12 protein-coding genes and 3 riboswitches are annotated in these 17,723 nt (G+C 35.5%); of the genes, 11 read left to right on the forward strand and 1 reads right to left on the reverse strand.

Features of this window, described 5'->3' with window-relative positions; genetic code table 11:
- Positions 1 to 153 precede the first annotated feature (153 nt).
- Together C8D73_RS10170 and C8D73_RS10175 are read left to right on the forward strand one after the other, a co-directional pair.
- Positions 154 to 1,236 (forward strand): adenosylcobinamide amidohydrolase, encoded by a 1,083-nt coding sequence (locus tag C8D73_RS10170; RefSeq protein ID WP_113078123.1) that lies wholly within the window; start codon positions 154 to 156, stop codon positions 1,234 to 1,236.
- Between the two features lie 41 nt (positions 1,237 to 1,277).
- The gene (locus tag C8D73_RS10175) at positions 1,278 to 2,246 is read left to right on the forward strand and encodes an ABC transporter substrate-binding protein (RefSeq protein WP_249033597.1); all 969 of its coding nucleotides are present in this window, start codon (positions 1,278 to 1,280) and stop codon (positions 2,244 to 2,246) included.
- 15 nt (positions 2,247 to 2,261) lie between these two features.
- Here C8D73_RS10175 and C8D73_RS10180 read toward each other — a convergent pair whose 3' ends face one another.
- On the reverse strand, positions 2,262 to 3,110 hold the full coding sequence (locus C8D73_RS10180; RefSeq protein WP_113078125.1) for a MerR family transcriptional regulator: 849 nt from the start codon (positions 3,108 to 3,110) through the stop codon (positions 2,262 to 2,264).
- A gap of 105 nt (positions 3,111 to 3,215) precedes the next feature.
- Positions 3,216 to 3,389: riboswitch (cobalamin riboswitch) on the forward strand.
- A gap of 284 nt (positions 3,390 to 3,673) precedes the next feature.
- On the opposite strand from C8D73_RS10180, the gene C8D73_RS10185 reads away from it, so the two are divergent.
- The 9 genes from C8D73_RS10185 to C8D73_RS10225 all read left to right on the forward strand — a co-directional run bounded on the left by C8D73_RS10185 (position 3,674) and on the right by C8D73_RS10225 (position 17,722).
- Positions 3,674 to 5,524, forward strand: coding sequence for a TonB-dependent receptor plug domain-containing protein (locus C8D73_RS10185; RefSeq protein WP_113078126.1), 1,851 nt, complete (start codon positions 3,674 to 3,676; stop codon positions 5,522 to 5,524).
- A 67-nt stretch (positions 5,525 to 5,591) separates the two neighbouring features.
- Positions 5,592 to 6,359, forward strand: a complete 768-nt coding sequence (locus C8D73_RS10190) for a carbon-nitrogen hydrolase family protein (RefSeq protein WP_113078127.1) — start codon at positions 5,592 to 5,594, stop codon at positions 6,357 to 6,359.
- A 108-nt stretch (positions 6,360 to 6,467) separates the two neighbouring features.
- Positions 6,468 to 7,511 carry a magnesium chelatase ATPase subunit I gene (locus C8D73_RS10195; protein WP_113078128.1) on the forward strand — a complete coding sequence of 348 codons (1,044 nt, stop codon included), beginning with the start codon at positions 6,468 to 6,470 and terminating at the stop codon, positions 7,509 to 7,511.
- Positions 7,512 to 9,464, forward strand: coding sequence for a VWA domain-containing protein (locus tag C8D73_RS10200; protein ID WP_113078129.1), 1,953 nt, complete (start codon positions 7,512 to 7,514; stop codon positions 9,462 to 9,464).
- Between the two features lie 19 nt (positions 9,465 to 9,483).
- Positions 9,484 to 10,035, forward strand: coding sequence for a hypothetical protein (locus C8D73_RS10205; protein WP_113078130.1), 552 nt, complete (start codon positions 9,484 to 9,486; stop codon positions 10,033 to 10,035).
- 118 nt (positions 10,036 to 10,153) lie between these two features.
- Positions 10,154 to 10,330: riboswitch (cobalamin riboswitch) on the forward strand.
- A gap of 197 nt (positions 10,331 to 10,527) precedes the next feature.
- Complete coding sequence (locus tag C8D73_RS10210; RefSeq protein WP_113078131.1) at positions 10,528 to 12,519, forward strand: TonB-dependent receptor plug domain-containing protein; 1,992 nt, start codon at positions 10,528 to 10,530, stop codon at positions 12,517 to 12,519.
- Between the two features lie 218 nt (positions 12,520 to 12,737).
- A riboswitch (cobalamin riboswitch) is annotated at positions 12,738 to 12,914 on the forward strand.
- A gap of 252 nt (positions 12,915 to 13,166) precedes the next feature.
- The gene (locus tag C8D73_RS10215) at positions 13,167 to 15,065 is read left to right on the forward strand and encodes a TonB-dependent receptor plug domain-containing protein (protein WP_113078132.1); all 1,899 of its coding nucleotides are present in this window, start codon (positions 13,167 to 13,169) and stop codon (positions 15,063 to 15,065) included.
- Between the two features lie 144 nt (positions 15,066 to 15,209).
- Complete coding sequence (locus tag C8D73_RS10220; protein ID WP_113078133.1) at positions 15,210 to 16,055, forward strand: ABC transporter ATP-binding protein; 846 nt, start codon at positions 15,210 to 15,212, stop codon at positions 16,053 to 16,055.
- Positions 16,052 to 17,722, forward strand: coding sequence for a hypothetical protein (locus tag C8D73_RS10225; protein WP_113078134.1), 1,671 nt, complete (start codon positions 16,052 to 16,054; stop codon positions 17,720 to 17,722). Before C8D73_RS10220 ends, C8D73_RS10225 begins: the two co-directional genes overlap by 4 nt.
- The last annotated feature ends 1 nt before the right edge of the window (position 17,723 follow it).

Raw genomic sequence — 17,723 nt, forward strand, 5'->3', positions numbered from 1 at the left:
GGTATTTATTTAATCCCTGGAAACAGCCATTTTCGATCTCTGGATAACCTACGAGCGATAGGATTGAGATTAATGACCGATATGATCGGAATAAAAAACATTAGTGTCTTCCTGCCTGGGCAGGAGGACACTTTTTTTACGGGAGTTGTTAGAATGAAATTATATACAGTGTCTACAGGCGATACAGCTTATCGTTATGAAAAAAGTATCGTAGTGTTTTTTAAGGGTGCGCGTAAAGTACTTAGCACTTCGGTTTTTAATGGCGGTTATCATGAAAATTATAAAGCTGTATTTAACCACGATGGTAAGGTTGGTTCAGGGATGCCATGTGAGATGTTAGCTGATACTTATACCGAACATATGCGGATATTAGCCAAGCGTATAGGCTTAGAGCCAGAGCTTGTAACTGGAATGGGAACTGCTGCTGATATGGAAAATGTGGCTATAGAATCCTTGAATTATAAAGAACTTACTGTTACTGCTATAGTAACAGGCGGGATTGAAACAAATGGAGGACGTGTCGGTGATCCTGCCGATTATTATAAACCTGCGGAAAAACCAGATAAATTGGGTACTATTAACATTATTTTGATACTAGACGCAGATATGCCTCCTGGAACGCTGGCCAGAGCATTGGTTACATGTACTGAAGCAAAGACGGCTGCAATTCAGGAACTGCTGGCTGGCAGTAACTATTCTACAGGACTTGCGACAGGATCAGGGACGGACCAAACAATAATTGTTGCTAATTCGGATTCTGAGCTGTATTTTGAAGGAGCCGGAAAACATTCTAAAATGGGTGAGCTTATTGGAAAAACCGTTACTAAAGCAGTTAAAGCGGCATTATCAAAACAGTCTGGACTCAATCCTAGAACACAGCACAATGTGTTTAGACGCCTAAAACGTTTTCAAGTGACAACGCAAAGTATCTGGCTTTTATTCCAGCAGCAGTTAGCTGTCTTAAAGCCTGATTTCTTAGAAGCGGCAGAAAAGCTTGCACAAGAACCTGTAATGCTGACATATACTTCTTTATATATACATTTGTTGGACCAGTTTTTATGGGGATTACTTGATAAAGATGAGGTCATGAATGCAGCAGAAAAGCTATTGAGTGACATTGCGGGAGAATATGATACAGAAAGTATCGCGCTGAATGAGGTTTCGGTAGAAGCTATGATGAAAGCCTGGAGTGAGTTGTTTGTGAATATTATTGCAGATAATATTCAAAGGAACTAAAGATAATGAGAAAGATGGCTTCGAAAACTTTTTTGGCAGTGATGCTGCTTATAGTAGTTTTTTTTATTTCTGGCTGTGGAAGCTCTAATGGTGGCAATGTAAAAAAAGTCGCTTACGAAATAATTGATGATCAGGGGGCCATGATCCAATTAGAGCATAAACCGGAAAGAATACTGACGTTGGCAATGGGAACAGACAGTATTGTGTTAGGGATACTCCCTGAAGAGAAATTGATTGCAATTAATTCTTTGGCTGATGATCCTGTAAGCTCCAATATCGTAGATAAGGCGAATGGAATTACTAGAAAAATAAAAAATCCTTCTGCTGAAGAAATTTTATCTTTAAAGCCGGATGTTGTATTTATTTATAATTGGGGCAAAGCCGAAATGGTTGATAATTTACGGGAACTGGGAATTAAAGTAGTTGTTGTAAAGGGACCTAAAAGTATTGCTGATGTTAAAGAGAATGTGAAATTGATAGCAAAAACTTTAGGCGAGGAAGATAAAGGTAATCTTATGATTGCAAAAATGGATGATAAATTAGCAGAAATCAAAGAAAAGGTGGATAATATTAAGCCTGAACGAAGGAAGAAGCTCGTTTTGATATCATTGATGACATCTTATGGCGGTAAGGGGTGTACTTTTGATGATATTTGTAAGTATGCAGGTGTTATAAATGGCGTTTCTGATGCCGGATTGCATAATGGACAGCTTTTAACAAAAGAGATGTTGGTTGATATTAATCCTGATCTTCTGATTATGCCTGTCTACAATGATCACAAAACTTTTGATATTGAAAAATATAACAAAGAATTTTTAGAGGATCCTGCATTGAAAACATTAAATGCAGTAAAAGAAAAGCGGTTTTTCTATCCGCGGGAGGGTTATATTTATAATTCTTCGCAGGATATAGTATTTGGTGTACAGGAAGTAGCTCGTGCTGCGTATGGCAGTTTATTTGATCAGCCTGAAAACTGTCATATTTCAGTTGTTGCAGAAGTTGAAAAATAAAAGAGACCTTGTATTTTACAAGGTCTCTTGATTTATATATGTTACTTGTAATGAAATTTTATTTATGTATTCATCTGGATCTGATGTTAACCAATGATTTTTTAAGGGCATAACATAAATATTGCTTAATGGCTGCAATTCATTACTATTGAGAAATGAGGCAATTTTTTTTGAAATAGATTTTGAATTTTTGTGATAAGTACCTTTAAAAAATATATTTAAATAGAGTCCTTCTGGTAATATCATATGGTTTTTATTAATATTTTGAGGATGACCAACAGTTGTAAAAAATGCTAGTGAATAACTTTTTTCTCCCATTAAAAATTTTTTTTGATCAACGATCCAACCTACAGCTTTTTCTTTAAAATGTTGCTTATTAAAAGCTTTCTGGTTGTGTTTTGCCATTATTTCGAGACGTTTCTTACCAACGGCGACAGAAGACAAATCACTTATAAAAATTATCTGTTCAGATTGATGCTCTAGCGTTATCTGATTTAAAGCTAAGTTTTCAATATTGCTTAAAAGCTTATCAACAAATGCCAGACTATGTTTAATTTTAATATGCTTATTGATTATTTCATCACATTCACAAGATTTTTTATGTATCAATTCGTTAAATTTATCTGAACTTTTATGGTTAAGATAATCTTTTATCTGTGAAATAGGAATATCTAATTTTCTTAAATTTACTATGATTTCTAAAATTAAATATTGTGTTAAAGAATAGTGGCGATAGCCATTTTCCGCTATGAATTCAGGACTTAAAAGCCCTATTCTGTCATAGTAAAGCAGTGTTTGTTTAGGAATATTAAAAAGAGTCGCTAATTCTCCGGCTGTAAAAAAATCTTCTATTGATTTACTCATAAATTACTCCTTTATTTATTGACAATATACTTACTATATAGTTTACCATAGAATTATATAAGATATTATATCATATAAAATTATAGATAAGTAGAATTTAATTTTAATAATTTAATAAAAACAGGTGCGTAAGCTTAATAGAGAAATCGGTATAAGCCGATGCGGTCCCGCCGCTGTAAAGATGAGCCTGCTGCAAATGCCACTGAGATTGATCTTGGGAAGGCGCAGCACGAGCGTTGAATCCTGAGCCAGAAGAACTGCCTGTTTGAATAAAGTGATATTCCTGCGAGCGACAGGAAGGTTACGCTTGAGTTTTTACCAAGTGCTTTTATGCCTTTCTCTTTTTGCAGAGAAAGGCATTTTTGTTAGAGGTATTATTTGCGCGGCCATGAAAGACTGGACGCAGATGATTGCTTCTATAAAAATAATAAAAAAATTTGGGAAAGGAAGTTGAGCATGTTGAACAAGAGTTTGGGTAAAAGTGTACTGATGACAGCACTCATAACTGGGAGTGTCATCTGGGGGGCACGGTAGTACACGCGGAGGAACCGCAGCAGTTTTTATTGGATGAGTATGTTGTAACGGCTACAAGAATGGAAAATAAATTAGTTGATACTCCTGCCAATATGTCGGTCATAACATCAGAGGAGTTTGAAAAAAGAAACTATCAAAGCGTAAGTGAAGCTTTAGAAAATGTTCCTGGTGTTATTGTAAAACGCAGTGGATTTTTAGGTGGAGATCAACATATTTATTTAAATGGTGATGATAGAGTATTAATTATGGTTGATGGGCGAAGACTTAACCAGGATAAGGGAACTTCTGGACGTTCTGGTTTTGATATAACTAATTTGCCATCTCCTGATTTTATTGAAAAAATAGAGATTTTGAAAGGTGCAGGATCATCATTATATGGTTCAGATGCAGTAGGTGGTGTTATAAATATTATTACCAAAAGTGCCAATAAGAACTATGCAAAAATAAATATAAATACCGGCTCATGGGGTTCGCAAAATTACAGTGCTTTAGTAAGTGTGAAAAAAGGTAAAACTGGCGTAATCACAACGATAAACAAACAAAAGCAAAATTATGTAAAATACAAAGAAGCTGATTCCGGGGATAATGTTAAGTGGCCTAATTCTTCTAATAATATTATAGGCGCCACAATTAAAGTTGATCAGGAGTTTGACGATGATAAATTAGCAACGTTATATTTTGAGCACTCATTTAAAGATGGTGGCAAACCTTATTATGCTACGGGTTTAGGTGGGTGGAATACTATTAAACCAGGAGCATCTGGTACTGATTTGAACAATAATATTTCAGGAAAATTTGAATGGGGACGTGGAGAAAAAAATACTGGGTTTATACAAATATATAGAAATTATTATAGTGGCAATTTTTATGATAATAATAGTGACAGCAATTATTATGAAACTAAAGATGGTGTAGAAATTCAACAAACTTGGGAATTATCAAAAAATAATAAAGTAGTTGTTGGTGCTGATTGGCGAGAATCTGAGGTAAATAATCCTGGTACATATGGCGGTAAAATTGCTAAAATCAACAATAAGGCTATTTATGTACAGGATAGCTGGGATTTTGCCGATTCTTGGCTTTTAAATGCGGGGCTTCGGTATGATAAACATAATTTTTTTGGAAATAAAACTACGGCAAGTGTAGCAGTAAATAAAAAATTTAGTGAAGACAGTCATGCATATCTTTCTTGGGGGCAAATTTTTAATGCGCCACAGGCTAATGATTTATTCTATTATTCGCCATCAATCCCTGGGGTGTCAGGCGCGATGATAGGTAATGCCAAATTAAAACCTGAAACTGGTGAAGTTTGGACTATTGGCTATGATACAAAACTTAACGATAAAATACAATTGGGGATCAATGCATTTTACAGTGAACTTGATGATGCAATAAACTGGGCAGCTTTAGATCCAAATAATTTTTTAAGTGATTGGACAGTTGCTAATGTTGCTAAACAGAAAAAACGTGGTATGGAGTTTAATGTCAAACATAAGTTAACGGATGAGTTTTCAATAAATGGCAGTTATACCTATGTAAAAGTTGAGGAAGATAATAAGGATGGAAATGGATTTAAACGCGATACTAATGTATCACCTAATCAGTATAAAATAGGCATAAGCTTTAATAAAGATAAATGGGATGCAGAATTATATGGACGTGGAGCTAGTGGTGCTGATAAAAGTAAATATGTAGATTCTAAGTATTTGACTTTAGATTTTTCTTTGCAATATAAAGTTCAAAAAGATTATAAAATTTATGCCAAAGCATATAATTTAACTAATGCTTCTTATGCTGAAACAGGTGGTGTTTCTAATGGCAAGTATTCTTTTCCTATGCCAGGACGCTCTTTCCTTATCGGTATGGAATACGCATTTTAAATAATGAAACGCAAATATATGGACTGGAGCATAAGCTTCGGTTCATATATAATTTGAAGGAGTTTTTATGAAAGTAGCATTATGTCATTTAGAACTTAGCAATGGTCCTGAGCAGAAAAATATAGAACTATTGGAAAAAGCAGTTCGAATTGCTGCTGAAAAAGGAGCTAATTGGGTAATTACTCCGGAAACAGCAGTGCAGGGGTATTACTTTTATAAATTAGAGCCAGAAACAAAAGTAGATAAACAACCGTCTTCTAAATTAAGTTTCTTATTATCATTAGTTAAAGACTATGGTTTATTTTTGTTTTTGGGGTGTGGTGAATACGATAGCGAATTGAACTGTAATTTTAATTCTTGTATTGTATTTGAACCAAGTGGAGAAATATGCGGCAGACATAGAAAAATTATTTCTCATGGTATCGGTGCTGAGTCTTGGGCGAGAACTGCAGATGTACTAAAACCTATCGATTGTTTGAATATTAAAGTTGGAGTGCTTGTATGTGCAGATGCATGGTACAGTGAACATGCTAAAAAGATGCAGAAAAAAGGCGCACAGATAATTATTGATATAGCAGCGTGGCCTCCAACGGAAGTTTGTGGCAATCCGTTAGGAGCATGGGAAAAATGTTCCTCTGTTACAGGATTACCAGTGCTGGTTTGCAATCAAACCGGAAAAACTGAATGGATGGATATGACTATTGGCCAAAGCGTCGTTATAGAGCATGGCAAAGTAAAATTTAGTTATAATGGGAAACAGGCAGTTTTATTATTCGAGTGGGATGAAGTTACAGGAATAGTTATATCAAAAAAATTTGAAGTTATTTTTATTTAAAATTTGACTATATACTTGGTATATAGTTTAATATGATATAGTAATTTAATTGTAATGAAATTCTTATGGATATTTCTTGCTATTATTGTGCTTTTAGGAGGAGTTATAGTGAAAAGAATGTCAGTATACCCATTTACAGCTATTGTAGGACAGGATGATATGAAAATGTCCTTAATATTAAATGTAATAAACCCGTCATTAGGCGGTGTTTTAATAAAAGGTGAAAAAGGTACTGCCAAGTCAACAGCAGTACGTGCTTTGGCCGAATTACTGCCGGCTATGGAAGCAGTACATGGATGTAAATTTCATTGTGATCCGGCAGATCCCAATCTGTTATGCGAAGATTGTGCATCTAAATATACTGAGGATAATAAATTAGTTGCCGATACCGTAAAAATGCGTGTGGTCGAGTTGCCTGTAAGCGCGACTGAAGATCGCGTTGTTGGTACTTTGGATATTGAACATGCGATTAAGCATGGCGAGAAAAAATTTGAGGCAGGTATTTTAGCTCAAGCCAATCGTAATATTTTGTATGTGGATGAAATAAATTTGCTTGATGACCATGTTGTAGATGTATTGTTGGATGCTGCAGCAATGGGAATCAATACAGTTGAGCGTGAAGGCGTTTCATATTCTCATCCGGCTCGTTTTGTTTTGGTTGGTACAATGAATCCTGAAGAGGGTGATATCCGCCCGCAGCTTTTGGATCGTTTTGGCTTGTCAGTAGTTGTTACAGGTGAGCATGATCCCGCGCAGCGTGTTGAGGTAATTAAACGTCGTTTGGCTTATGAGCAGGATGCCGATACTTTTATTGCCGGTTATCAGCATGATCAGGAAGAGCTGGCTGCAAAAATTACACAAGCCAGCAGTTTGTTACCTCAGGTAGATATCAACGAGGAACTTTTGGAAACTGTTGCTAAATTAGCTGTAGAACTTGGTGTTGACGGGCATCGCGCCGATATTACTGTAATTAAAACAGCTTTGACACTGGCGGCTTTTAATGGACGCAAAGAAGTGGAACTGGAAGACGTAAAAAATGCTGCCAAATTAGTATTGCCGCATCGTATGCGTCGTCGTCCTTTTGAAGAAGGACAATTGGATTGGGATAAGGTTGAAAGTATTTTGTCCTCTGGGGCTAAAGGAGCGTTATAAATGCTGACTAATGCTATTTATCCTTTTGTGGCAGTAGTTGGGCAGGAGCAGTTAAAAAAAGCTCTGCAGATCGCTTTAGTAAATCAAAAGGCAGGTGGCCTTTTGATTGGCGGTGAAAAAGGGACTGCTAAATCCACCTTGGTACGCGCTGCTAAAGAGATTATTGGCACACAGAAGATAGTGGATTTGCCGCTTAATGCTACGGAAGATATGCTTTTTGGTAGTATCGATATTGAATATGCTGTTAGTAAAGGCGAACGCAGATTTTTGCCTGGGATATTAAGCAGAGCTACAGGTAATATTTTGTATATTGATGAAGCAAATTTATTGCGGCAGGAATTGCTGACTGCAGTTTTGGATGTTAACGCTTCTGGTATCAATCAGGTTGAGCGTGATGGCATTTCTTTTACTCATTCTGTATCGTATACTGTTATTGGAACAATGAACCCCGAAGAAGGAGTTCTGCCAGGTCATATATTAGATAGGTTTGGTATGTATGTTGATGCCCAAAGTGAGAAAGATGTGGTAATACGCACAGAAATAATTAGACGTTCTCTTGCCTGTGGCTTTGATATACAAAGCTTCAGAAACAGTTATTTTAATGAAACAGAAAAATTAGCGGCAAAGATTGCTTTGGCAAGGAGCATTGTAGAAGAAATTGAAGTATCAGAAGCCATGATGCAGCTGGCGGCACAAATGTGCGCACAGGCTTTTTGTGCCGGTCATAGAGCGGAAATTTATCTTTTGGAAGCCGCTAAAGCTATAGCCGCTTTAGCGGAAAGAAATTATGTTTTACCTAAGGATGTGGAAGAAGCTGCCATGTTTGTGCTGCCGCATCGTATGCGGAAGCCACCAGAACAACAACAGGAAAATCCGGAGCAGCAGGAAGAAGAACAGCCTGATGATAATGAACAGCAGAATCAAGATGAAAACGAGGATAATGATGAAGACTCAAAGGAGTCACCGTTGGCGCCACCACCGCTTGATGATAATGAAGACGATGGTGATGAGGAAGATAACAGTGACGATGATGAGAATCAGGATGACGACAAAGAAAAAGAAGAGCAGAGTCCTGACAATGACAAAAATCAGTTAGCACCGGAAGAACAGATTGCAGATATTGATAAAAATTTTAAGTTTCCTAAAATGGTTCTGGATTTAGGCAAAGATCGCAATGTCCGGCGTGGCAGTGGCAAACGCAGCACGACTAAAACAGATCTTAAACAAGGGCGTTATGTTAGGGCTGAAATGCCGAAAATAAAAGTGGAAGATTTGGCTTTTGATGCTACAATCAGGGCTGCGGCGCCGTTTCAGCGTCTGCGTGAAGATAACGGTTGCGCCCTGAATATTAAGAGTGAAGATTTACGGCAAAAAGTACGCGAAAAACGTATTGGCAATACATTTTTATTTGTAGTTGATGCCAGTGGGTCAATGGGAGCTCGTGAACGGATGCGGGCCGTAAAAGGCGCTATTTTCTATATGCTGCAGGAAGCATATCAGAAACGTGATCGTGTTGGTATGGTTGCTTTTCGCAGGCAAAAGGCTGAATTATTGCTGCCTATAACACGCAGCGTTGATCTTGCACAAAAGTGTTTGGCAGAAATGCCTACTGGCGGCAAAACTCCTTTAGCAGACGGTTTATCAACTGCGTTGGTAACTTTGGGAATGTTGAATAAAAAAGACAGCGAGTTAGAACCGATTCTGATTTTAGTAACTGATGGCAGAGCTAATGCCATAGAAGAAAACAGTGGTGATCCGGTAGAGAGTGCCTTAAAAATGGCTGAAAAAATTCGGAAGGCTAAAATTACCTCCGTTGTTATCGATACTGAAACAGATTTTATTAAACTGGGTGTGGCCAAAGCTGTTGCCAAAGCAATGGGAGCAACTTATTATAGCCTTCGCAGTTTATCTCAGGAACAGATTTTAAGAATAGTACGTAATTTAGATGTTTAAACAGGAGGTAAGAGGTAATATGATGAAAAAGTTAATAATGCTGCTGACAATTTGCATGATGTGCTTATTGGCGGTTTCAGCCAGTGCTGCAGAAAAGAATGATGAAGCACCACCTATCAATTGGGAAATTAGCATGATGCCCAAGCCTACGGCTGAGGAAATAGAAGCAGCACGTTGGTCAATTGTTTTAGAAAACACTATGGGCGTTTATGCATATGACATGGATTCACTGTATTTCCCAGAAGAAAAAAACGGGGTTGTAAACAAAGATTTAGTTAATGTTATTGTGAAAACTGTTTTTACAGACAAAGAATTACTAAAAAGAATGAATAAAACCTATGCAGAAAAACTGGCGAAAAAAGAAAAAGTTCAGTATTGTGAAATGCTGATGCAATTTAATGTGGCAGATAAAACCTATGGTGTAAAACAAATGGACGTTTATGGCAGCAAAGGAACGAAACTTGAAACTAAAATAAATAACGGAGAACTTATCCCTGTGCCAGAGAAAACGTTTGCAGAGGCGATGCTGGAAATTTGTTTGCAAGCAGTGAATAATACATCCGAAAATTAAAATATAAATCCTATTAATGATATAAAATATCAAAAAACTAAATATGAAATTAATAAGAAAAATAATTGGTACATTAACTTGAAATAATACTTAATATCATATATAATCTAGTATCATAACTAAATACTTATTGTCAGGTGACGTATGTCTTAATAGATAAGTTGGGTGTAATTCCTACACGATCCCGTCGCTGTAAAAGTGAGCGAATCCAAACTAATGCCACTGGAAATATCTGGGAAGGCTTGGATAAGCTATGAACTTAAGTCAGAAGAACTGCCTGATGATTACTTTACTACTGCGTGAGACAGTTAGGTAATGTGTCGGCTTCTTTTGTTTTTATAATTAAGTCGTTTAATACCTTTTGCCTTAGGTGAGAGGTATTTTTTATTTGTTTATTGCAATTAAAGGCCAAGTACTGTGCGGCCATAAAGAAAGGGTACAGGAAACGTCTTTATTTCAATAATATAAAAAAGTTGTGAAGGGAAGTTGAGTATGTTGAAAAAAGGTACGAGTAAGAGTGCATTGATGGTAGCGCTTGCAACTGGCAATGTCATATGGGGGGGCACTGTAGTACATGCTGAAGAACCAAGTCAAGCATTTACGTTAGATCCTATGATAGTAACAGCGCAGAGAATGGAAACGCGTGATTTAGATACACCAGCTGCTGTAACAGTAATTTCTTCAGAAGAAATTAAAAAGAGCGGTGCAGTAAATGTTGATACTCTTTTAGCCCAACAAATTGGGTTTAATGGAATGTCATATGGTCCTAATGGGCAAGAATATGGTGGCTCAGCTAGTAGAACAAAAATTCGTGGTTTGGATAAAGGCACATTGGTATTAGTAAATGGTGCTCCGATGAATTTGTTAAATTATAATGCGATATCCAATATTCCACTGGACAGCATAGAGAAAATAGAAATTGTTCGTGGCTCTAATGCAACTTTGTATGGGGCCGAAGCTATGGGTGGGGTAATTAATATAATAACAAAAAAAGCTTCTGGTTCTGCAAAAACAACAATATCCGGAACTATTGGTAATTATACAGATAAATGGTCAGTTGGCCATCAAAATGAATATTTTTCAGTTTATTATGATAAAGATTATTATGATGAAGTTAATCCTCAAACCCGTAAATTTCCTTATGGAGAATATGCAAGCTCATCAGGAAGCAAAAAAAATAATTATAATACTTTAGGAAAATCCAGAAAAGAAAGTATTTTTATTACAGGTAATATAGGGAAGAATTTGACGTTAAATTATAACCATTCAAAATCAGATCTTAATAGATTTCAGATAACTCGTTCTAAAGCAGCTGCTGATAAGCTAGGAACATCATATAAATATGACGATAATCGTGACACAGCTAGTTTAGTTTATGATGATACAAGTAACAAATTAAAATCTGTATTTTCTTTTAATAGCCGCTGGTTTACTTCAAATCAAAAAAAGAGTAATGAAAAAGAATTTTCAGTATCTGGTGGATCTTATAAAATGTTCAATATAACATCAGATACTCAGAAGGGTTGGTCTTTTAATGGAGATAAAGATAGCTTAATTGCGGGTATTGCAATTAAACGTGATTTTTATCAAAATTATAAATATACTTTTCAAAAGTCTGATAGAACAAGTTTAGGACTTTATACGTCTTATACTCACCAATTTGCACCTAAATTTAGTGCTACTTTGGGATTGCGTGGGGAAGCCATCAATGATTTTGATACAGACCAAAATGTATTTTTGCCACAATTACAAACATTATATAAATTTAATGAAAATTTGACTTGGTATACAAATATAGGTAAATCATTTATTATGCCTGCAATGAACAGCCAATTCTATACGACAGATAAAGATGCACACAACTTGAAAAAATCACGTGGGTTAAAGCCTCAAGAAGGTTGGACGTATGAAACTGGAATGAAAACGATAACTAATTCGAGTTCTTTAAAACTTGCCGTGTTTAATATGGATATCAGTAATAAATTTGGATGGGCAAGCGAAGAAGAATTAGGTATAGGTACGAATACTAAGGCTGAAATACAAATTAATAAAGGCGATTTTCGGAATACAGGCATTGAAGTTGAATATACAAAATTAGTTGGCGATAATTGGCGATATAATCTTGGTGTTACCTATTCTAATCCAGAAATAAATGATTCTGGTGAATGGGTACAGGACAATGCCAGACTTCAATTTGTGGCAGGAATTGGATATCAGAAGAATAAGTTTAATGCAGGATTAAACTATCTTTTCTTAGGAGACAGGAATGATAGCTATTATCATGAAGTTACTTCTAGTGGTAATAGATATTATGCTCTTCCAAATAGAAATATAATGAATGCTACATTACAATACAGTGCAGATAAGAATAATTCTGTAGCATTAAATTTCTATAATATTTTAGATAAAAAAGATGTCGTGAACGATTATGAAAATTATGGATTACCATTCAATTGGACACTAACCTACAATTATTCTTTCTAAAACTAAAATTAATAGGCGGCACACTGTGCTGCCTATTATAACTATAAATAAAATATTTTAAAACCACTAATATAAAAAATGTAGATAAAACGATGCAGCAGAAAATCCAGTACTTATTTCTTGAAAATAAATACAGAAATATTGCCCTAATAAGACACAATATGAATTTGATAGTATATATTGAAAAATAAATAGAATTATATTATACTTAATTAAATTAAATATTTCGTAAATCAGGTGACGCTAGTCTTAATAGAGAAGTTGGGTGTAAATCCCATACGATCCCGTCGCTGTAATGGTGAGTGAATTCAAATTTATGCCACTGGAAATATCTGGGAAGGCTTGAATAAACGTTGAACCTAAGTCAGAAGAACTGCCTGATTATTTGTTACTACTGCGTGTGACAGTAAGGTAATGTAGCAGTTTTTCTATTGTAGTTAAGCTGTTTTATGCCTTTTGCTTTCAGCAGGAGGCATTTTTATTTTTATTAGCCGATTGTTAATAAAAGTAAATACTATAAGGCCATTAAAGAATGGGTATAGAAAATGCTTTTATTTCAATAAATACAAAAAATTCTGAAAGGAAGTAGCGTATGTTGGAAAAGAGTATGGGTATAAGTGCTTTGATGATAGCACTGGTAACTGGAAATGTCATCTGGGGGGGGTACTGCAGTACGTGCTGAGGAACCAAATCAAGTATTTACGTTAGATCCAATGGTAGTAACTGCAACACGGACAGAAAAAAGAGATGTTGATGTACCTGCATCAACTACAATCCTGACTAGTGAAGATTTAAAAGCAACAGGTGCGCAGAATTTGCAGGTTGCTTTGGGGCGTGTGCCTGGATTGGTTTATAAAACGTTTGCACCTGGTGGTGGTGCTATGGGGACAATGGCTAATGAAATAGCCATTAGAGGTGTAAGTAATGGTACTTTGATTATGCTAAATGGATCTCCTATGAATTTGAGAGGAAAATATTTTTTAGATGCTATACCTATTGATAGTATTGAGAAAGTTGAGATAGTAAAAGGTGGGGGATCCGTGCTTTACGGTAGTGAAGCAATGGGCGGTGTTATTAATATTATAACTAAACAAGATTTTAAAAATTCAGTAACTGCCGGAGTTGGTAATTACGGTCAACAAAAATACAATGCTACTGTTAATGCTGATAAATTAAGCGTTGGTTATAACTTAGAAAAATGGGGAAAGGTTGATACAATTTCACGTTCACATGATAAAGGTGACAAACATACAGATATGAACAGTTCTCATAAAAATAATTTATTTTTGAACTATAAAATTAATGATAACTGGAATTTTTTATATAATTATTTTGAAACAAATGTAAAATATGATACATGGTTTGATGATGGATATAAAAGCGTTCCCAAAGGCGGAGCATTGCAACAGAATAGAGAATATGTAACAAAGCAAAATTTAATGCAGATGACATATCAAGATGACAGTGTTAAGGGGAATTTCTATTATAACCAGAATAAATTAATGGCAGATGGATATACTAATTACACAACAAGCGGTGCTTATTCTGGAAAAATGTATGATACAGATGAGAAAAATCGTACATATGGAGCTGATATACAAAAAAAGTGGGAGTTTGGAAATAAAGCCAATTTGATTTTGGGAAGCAGTTATCAAAATGAGTTTTATGATGATTATGGTAAAGATGGCCATAAATCTCCTGATCAAGTAACGTCAAGAAATATTTATGCTGTTTATGGGCAATATGACTACAAATTTGATGAAAAAAATGAATTTATTTTTGGGGCACGTGAAACATGGACTACTGGTGGGTATAAAGACCAGAATTATGATAATTTTAGTATGTCTGGTCAGTATTTGCATAAATTAACAGAAAATGATTCATTGTATGCTATTGTTGGACAATCATTTATTATGCCTACTTTTTCACAAATGTATGGTGCTAGTGACAGTGCTGTCTCTAATCCCGATTTAAAGCCGCAAAAAGGAACTAATTATGAATTAGGATGGAAGCGGGTTAGTGACAATCATAGTTGGAAAGCAGCTATTTATCATATTGATATCACAGATAATATTACTGCAACCTGGGATAGTAGTAAAACGGAATATAAATATACTAATGAAGATTTTAAAAATACAGGTGTGGAAATAACTTGTGATATTATTGGTAAAGATGGATTTACTTATAATTGGGGCATAAATTATGGTGATCCTAAGGTTAAGGGAACTAAAAAGCCCTATTGGGATAGAAAGTATGGAAGATGGCAATTGAATGGTGGCATTAATTATACAAAAGATAAATGGATAACAAGTTTACAAGGTACTTATTTAGCTCAAAGGGTTGAGACTCCTAGCAGTAAGCAGTCGTTTAGTGAAAAACCTTATTTTCTCACAAGTCTGACAACTACCTATAATGCTGATAAACAAAACTCTATTTCGCTGACACTGGATAATTTGCTTAATAGAGAAGACAATTTAAGTCATAGTGGATCAGAATATTATTCTACTCCTTTCAATTTCTTGCTGAGCTATAATTATAAATTTTAAAATATTATAGGCGGCGTTGAAAGCCGCCTATATAACTTGATTTCAGACATAAGTTTTAATATAACATTTGATTTAGGAAATAGCAGAGATTTACTTTTAATATAAACTTATCTTAAAATAGTTTTATAAAATCAGGAGGCTATTATGACAGAAACTATTATTGAACTGAGAGATTTATCGATTGGCTATGGAAATAAAAAAGTTCTGCAAAATATTAATGCCAAGATAAATAAAGGCGAGATAGTAGGTATTATTGGTTGTAATGGCGCTGGCAAAAGTACACTGCTGAAAACGATCCGCGGTTTGCTGTCAAAGCAAAGCGGTGATATTTTGTATTTTGGTCGTAATCTGGAAAGCTTTGCTGAAAAAGAACTGGCTCGTGAGGTTGCTTACTTGCAGCAAAGTGTAGAAGTTGGGTTTGGCTATACTGGTAAAGATATAGTGCTTGCAGGACGTTATCCTTATATGAAGTGGTGGAAAGGCGAAAGTATCGCCGATGAAGAATTAGCGCTAAAATGTATGGAATATACCGGTACTAGAGAATTAGCAGAGAGGCCAGTAAATGAAGTCTCCGGCGGGCAAAAACAGCGGATTTTGCTGGCTAAGGTTTTGGCGCAGCAAACGCCGATTTTATTTTTAGATGAACCTACAACAGGATTAGATATGGTTTATCAGGAAGAGATTTTTCGCTTTAGTAAATCATTAACTGAAATGGGAAAAACTATCTTAATGGTAGTTCATGAATTGAATTTGGCTGCTAAATACTGCAGTAGAATAATTTTATTGGGAGACGGTACTGTTATTGCTGACGGAAAGCCTGACGATGTATTTACGGAGACTGTTTTGAGTAAAGCTTATCATGCTCAAGTCAGAGTTATTCGTAGCCACAACACAAATGAGATAATTGAAATAAGTACAAAAGAGGACAGCAGCAGATACCAGCGCGATAGAGAATTGCTGGAACTTATTTGCTGCAAGGGATATGTATGATAAAAAGGAATTTTTGTTGGATTGTGATAGCTGTTTTTATGCTTTCGCAGACTGCGTTTGCAGAAGGTATAAATTTAGAAACCGTTTATCCTTATAGTTTGGAACATAAAAATATTTATAAAACTGTGGGGAGTGCAACTAATCCATTCTATATAAATATTGAAAGCTATGATGCACCTGAACCTCAGGATGTCAATGTAGAAATTCTATTGCCGGAAGGTTTGACTTTTAATGAAGACGATGACTGGCAGGAAGTGAAAACAGGTAAAGGGCTGATTATTAAAAGAAGTTGGACTTTACCAGCTAATTATGGACAGAATTTTGATTTACTTTATTTAAGGGCTAATGAAAAACTTACCGAAGGAAAACATGACATTGTTGTTAAAGTTAGCGGCAAGAGTTGGCAAAAGAATAATAATATTACCTTTACTCATGAATTTGGAGAAAAAAACGTAGATGCTATAAACCTACAAGAAAAACAGTTGGACAGTTCCAAATTTAACTGGTATATCCAATCTGTTACTTTGCCTGTAGATAATTTGGGAAATAAAGATGATCGTATCCAAGAGAGAACTGTTTATATTAAAGACACTGCCTTAGAATCTTTTCGTAATAGAATGACTGGGGATGGTGCTACTAATTGGGCGGCTGTTTTTAATCATCCGGCAGCACATCTGCTGTTAGAGATGCGTAATCCGCAGCAGGATACAAGAATCTTGAAATTTAGAGCTGAGTTGATAGATAAAGCTACTGGCAAGCTAGCTACTGGATTATGTACTGCCAGTCAGAGTGATAATGAAACTGAGCATGGGTGGTCTGGGAAATCAGGAATAGAAGATGCGTCTACGGCGATGATATCATTAGACGGCAAGAAAAGTCAGGCTTTTATTATACCCTTATATGTAGATTATTTCAGAGTTGTGGAAGGTGAATATAATTTACGTGTGACTGTATTCGGTAATGGGCAGGAAAAAATACAGGAGGTACCCATAACTATTGCTAAAAAACGTAGTATGGGTTTATTTGCTGTAGCTTTTTCATTTGGTTGTTTTATTTTAGTCTGTTTAACAATTGGTCAATTAAAAAAATGTATTTTTGATATTGGCGCTAAAGGCGCTATTACTATTGCGTTGTTTGCGGCTGTGGCTTTTGGCAGCATTGTTGTGCCGACGACTTTATTTGGTGATTTGCTGCATGTGTTTTTAGGGCCTTTTTCCGGATTGCTTACAGGAGTATTGAACGGGGTTTTGTTATACCTTTTAGTTATGTCTTTACTGGTTATTTACAGAAAGCCGGGTATAGTGGCACTCATGTTTTTATTGAAGTGGATGTTAGCAGGACTTATGTTTGGCCGCTTTACTCCTCTTGGTATACTAAGTTATATGGTATATATAGTTGTGTTGGAAAGCATTTTGTATATCAGTGGATTTTATAGAAAACAAGAATTGACCTCGGGATATGTTTTTATAGTTGCTATATTGATTGGTACTGCGGATGCATTTATAACGATGATTAATTTAGAACAAATGATGTTTTTTTACAGATTATATTATGCTGATTGGTATATCGGTCTTTATATGCTTATCAACGGTTTACTCTACAGCAGTATTGGTTCGTGGCTTGGCTATAAGGTTGGAATAAAATTGCAGCAGGTTATGGGAGAATGAT

It is taken from the genome of Phascolarctobacterium faecium DSM 14760 (assembly GCF_003269275.1).
GTDB lineage: Bacteria > Bacillota > Negativicutes > Acidaminococcales > Acidaminococcaceae > Phascolarctobacterium > Phascolarctobacterium faecium.